Here is a 4099-nt window from a genome sequence, read left to right as displayed (position 1 = left end):
CGGCCACGGCGCCGCGGGTGCGGCACATGGTGGCGCTGTGCTCGGGCAGCTTCTTCCTGGGGGCGGCCGGCCTGCTGGACGGCGCGCAGGCGGCCACGCACTGGAGCGTGGCCGATCTGCTGCAGCGCCGTTTCCCCGCCGTGCGCGTGGATGCCGACGCGATCTACGTGCGCAGCGGCAACCTGTGGACCTCGGCCGGGGTCACCGCCGGCATCGACCTGGCGCTGGCCCTGGTGGAGGAGGACTTCGGCCGCACCCTGGCGCTGGAGGTGGCGCGCGACCTGGTGATGTACTTGAAGCGCCCCGGCGGGCAATCGCAGTTCAGCATGCACCTGGCCAGCCAGGGCACGCGCCACCCGGGCATCCGCGAGGTGCAGGCGTGGGTGCTGTCGCACCTGGCCGAGTCCCTGCCGCTGCAGCAGCTCGCTTCGCGGGCGGCCATGAGCGAGCGCAACTTCCGCCGGGTGTTCCTGCAGGAATGCGGGCAAAGCCCCTCGGACTTCATCGAGACCGCCCGGCTGGAAGGCGCCCGCCGGCTGCTGGAGGAAGAGAACGGCCTGCCGCTCAAAACCGTGGCGGCGCGGGTGGGTTTCCGGTCGGACGAGCCGCTGCGCCGGCTGTTTCTGCGCCGCCTGGGGATCACCCCGCAGGCCTACCGCGAGCGGTTCGGCGGGCCAGGCTGAGCCCCGGCCCGGCGGCCCGGCGGGTCGCCGGGCCTTTTGGAAAAAAGGCATGATGACAAGCTGCGCAGCGCTGCGAGACCGCCGGCAACGGCCGGGCCCGACTGCACATCGACACCCAACGAGCGAGCGATTCAAAGGTTTTTTCTCAATGCACACCGTCCCCGGCCCAGCGGCCGCCGGCTCTGCCGATTCCCCGGGTAGCCGCCCCGACGCGCGAGCGATCTCCGAGTTCGATTGGTCCCTGACCCCCCTGGGGCCCGCCGTGCACTGGCCGCAGTCCGTGCAGGCCGCGATCGCGCAGTGGAGCGAGGCCGCCGCGCCATCGGCACCTTTGCCGGATACCGACATCCGCAACCGCCAGATCCTGGACAGCGCCATCGACTACGCCATCATCGCTTTCGACCTGCAGGGCCAGGTCACGCGGTGGAACGAAGGGGCCCGCCGCGTGCTCGGCTGGACGGAATCAGAAATGCTGGGCCACGACGCCGCCCGGATCTTCACCCCCGAGGACCGCGCCGCGCACCGCATGGAGATGGAAATGCAGGCCGCGCTCACGCGGGGCGTGGGCACCGACGAGCGCTGGCACGTGCGCAAATCCGGCGAGCGCTTCTGGGCCAACGGCGAGATGACGCCGATCCGCGATGGTGACGGCACGCCGATAGGCTTCGTGAAGGTGCTGCGCGACCGCACCGAGCAGCATCGCGCGGCCGAGGCGCTGCGCCAGTCCGAAGAACGCCTGCACCGCGCGCAGAAGGCGGGCGGCGTGGGCACGTTCTCCCTCGAACTGGCCACCGACCTGCTGTACGGCACGCGCGAGTTCTATCGCATCTTCGGCGTGCCCGAGGCCGAGACCATCCCCGCCAAGGCGCTGGAGGCGCTGGTGATTCCCGAGGACGCCGAGGTGCGCTCCGCCCGCGAAACCCGCAACGCCGAATCGGCCCCGCTGGATGTGGAGTACCGCATCCGCCGCGCCACCGATGGCGCCCTGCGCTGGATCGCCCGCAAGGCCGAATTCGTGCGCAGCCCGGACGGTGCGATCGTTCGCATGGTCGGTGTGGTGCAGGACATCACCGACCGCAAGGCGGCGCTGCAGGCGGTGGCCGACAGCGCGGCGGAGTTCCGCACCTTCGCCCAGTCACTCCCCAGCCACGTGTGGACCGCCCGGAGCGATGGCCAGCTGGACTGGTTCAACGACCGGGTGTATGAATACAGCCAGGCCGAACCGGGCACGCTGGATGGCGACGGATGGAAGAGCCTCGTGCACCCCGAAGACCTGCCGGCGGTGTCCCAGCTGTGGCAGGCGAGCGTCGCCTCCGGCGAGCAGTATGAAACCGAGTTCCGCATCCGCCGCGCGGACGGCGAGATGCGCTGGCACTTGGTGCGGGCGCTGCCCCTGCAAACGGGGGGCGGGGCCATCAGCCGGTGGATCGGCACCAGCACCGACATCCACGAGCAAAAGCTGGTGCAGGCCGAAAGCGTGCGCGACCGCAACCGCTTGTGGGCGCTCTCGCGCGAACTCATGCTGGTGTGCGACTTCCAGGGCGTGATCGCCGCCGTCAATCCCGCCGCCACGCGCCTCCTGGGATGGGAAAAGCCCCAGATGGCCGGCCATGCCGTGGCCGAATTCATCCACCCCGAAGATGCCGAGGGCATGGCCGCCGAACTGGCCAGGCTGGAGGCCGGCGCGCCCACGCTGGTGTTCGAGAACCGCTGGCGCAAGGAAGACGGCAGCTACCGCCTGCTGAGCTGGACCGCCGTGCCCGAGGAGGGCCTGGTCCATGCGGTGGCGCGCGACGTGACGCGCGAGCGCACGGCCGAAGAGGCGCTGCGCCAGTCGCAAAAGCTCGAAGCCATCGGCCAGCTCACCGGCGGGGTCGCGCACGATTTCAACAACGTGCTGGCGGTCATCCGCACGTCGATCGACCTGCTGCGGCGCGTGCAGCTCACCGACGAGCGGCGCCACCGTTTCATGGAGTCCATCTCCAACGCGGTGACGCGGGCGACCAAGCTCACGGGCCAGCTGCTGGCCTTCGCGCGGCGCCAGGCCCTGCAGCCCACGGTGTTCGATGCCGGGCACAACACCCGGGCGGTCAGCGACATGATCGCCAGCCTGGCGGGCGCGCGCATCGAGATCGAGCTGAACTTGGCGGAGACGGCCTGCTTCGTGCATGCCGACCCGAGCCAGTTCGACACCGCCCTGGTGAACCTGGCCGTCAATGCCCGCGACGCCATGCAGGGCAGCGGCAAGCTCACCATCGAGGTGCGGGCCGTGTCCGAGATTCCCGCGCTGCAGTCGCAGCCCGCGGTGCCGGGCAAATTCGTGGCCGTGTCCATCATCGACAGCGGCACGGGCATCGCGCCGGAGCACCTGACGCAGATCTTCGAGCCCTTTTTCACCACCAAGGGCGTGGGCCACGGCACGGGGCTGGGCCTGTCGCAGGTGTTCGGCTTCGCCAAGCAGTCCGGCGGCGACATCCGTGTGGAAAGCACGCTGGGTGAGGGCAGCCGTTTCACCCTGTACCTGCCGCGCGCCGCGCGCCCCGGTTACGACGCGCAGGCCGCCGAAGGCGACGACCGGCTGGCCCTGGGCAACGGTGGCTGCGTGCTGGTGGTGGAGGACAACGCGGAAGTCTCGGCATCCGTCGAGCAGACCCTGCACGAACTGGGCTACACCACCGTGGTCACGGCCAGCGGCGAGAAGGCGCTGGAGGCCTTGAAGGCCGGCCCGGGCCGCTTCGTGGCGGTGTTCTCCGACGTGGTCATGACCGGCATGAGCGGCATCGAACTGGGCCGCGAGATCCGCCAGCGCTACGGCGCGGCCCTGCCCATCGTGCTGTCCAGCGGCTACAGCTACGTGCTGGCGCAAAGCCCCGATCACGGCTTCACGCTGCTGCCCAAGCCTTATTCGCTGGACGAACTGGCGCAGGTACTGCACGACAGCATCCACCGCGGCGCGGACGCCGCGCGGCCGCGCCGCCGCAAGGTGCGCGCGGCACTGCCCCCATCGGCCGCGGCGGATGCGGCGCAGTCGGAACTGCTGCGCCAGGCCGAACTGGAATCCATGCGCATCCTGGACACGGACGAGGAAGCGGCCTTCGACGAGTTCGCCCGGCTGGCGGCGGCCTGTGCCAGACGCCCATCGCGCTCGTTTCGCTGGTGGATGCCGACCGGCAGTGGTTCAAGGCCAAGGTGGGGCTGGCAGCGCGACAGACGCCCCGCGCGCATTCCTTCTGCGCCCACGCGATCCAGGTGCCGGAAAGCGTGATGATCGTGAGCGATACCTCGCGGGACGAACGCTTTGCCGACAACCCGCTGGTGACGGGCGAGCCCAACATCAAGTTCTATGCCGGCGCGCCGCTCATCACCTCGACCGGGCAGGCGCTCGGAACGCTGTGCGTGATCGACCGGGTGCCGCG

3 protein-coding genes are annotated in these 4099 nt (G+C 70.3%); all 3 read left to right on the top strand.

Translation table 11 applies throughout. From position 1 onward, the window contains the following. The coding region (locus AC27KI_RS20020) for a GlxA family transcriptional regulator (protein ID WP_487115449.1) at positions 1-683 on the top strand (683 nt) is incomplete at its 5' end. A 262-nt stretch (positions 684-945) separates the two neighbouring features. After that, the gene (locus tag AC27KI_RS20015) at positions 946-3948 is read left to right on the top strand and encodes a hybrid sensor histidine kinase/response regulator (protein ID WP_487115447.1); all 3003 of its coding nucleotides are present in this window, start codon (positions 946-948) and stop codon (positions 3946-3948) included. Beyond that, positions 3840-4099, top strand: a 260-nt coding sequence (locus AC27KI_RS20010; protein WP_487115445.1) for a GAF domain-containing protein, incomplete at its 3' end; no start/stop codon positions are given. The genes AC27KI_RS20015 and AC27KI_RS20010, both read left to right, overlap by 109 nt.

The sequence above is a fragment of the Acidovorax sp. KPB24-03 genome, assembly GCF_057546605.1.
Note: the sequence above shows the minus strand (reverse complement) of the source record. Positions and strands in the feature narration are given on the sequence as shown.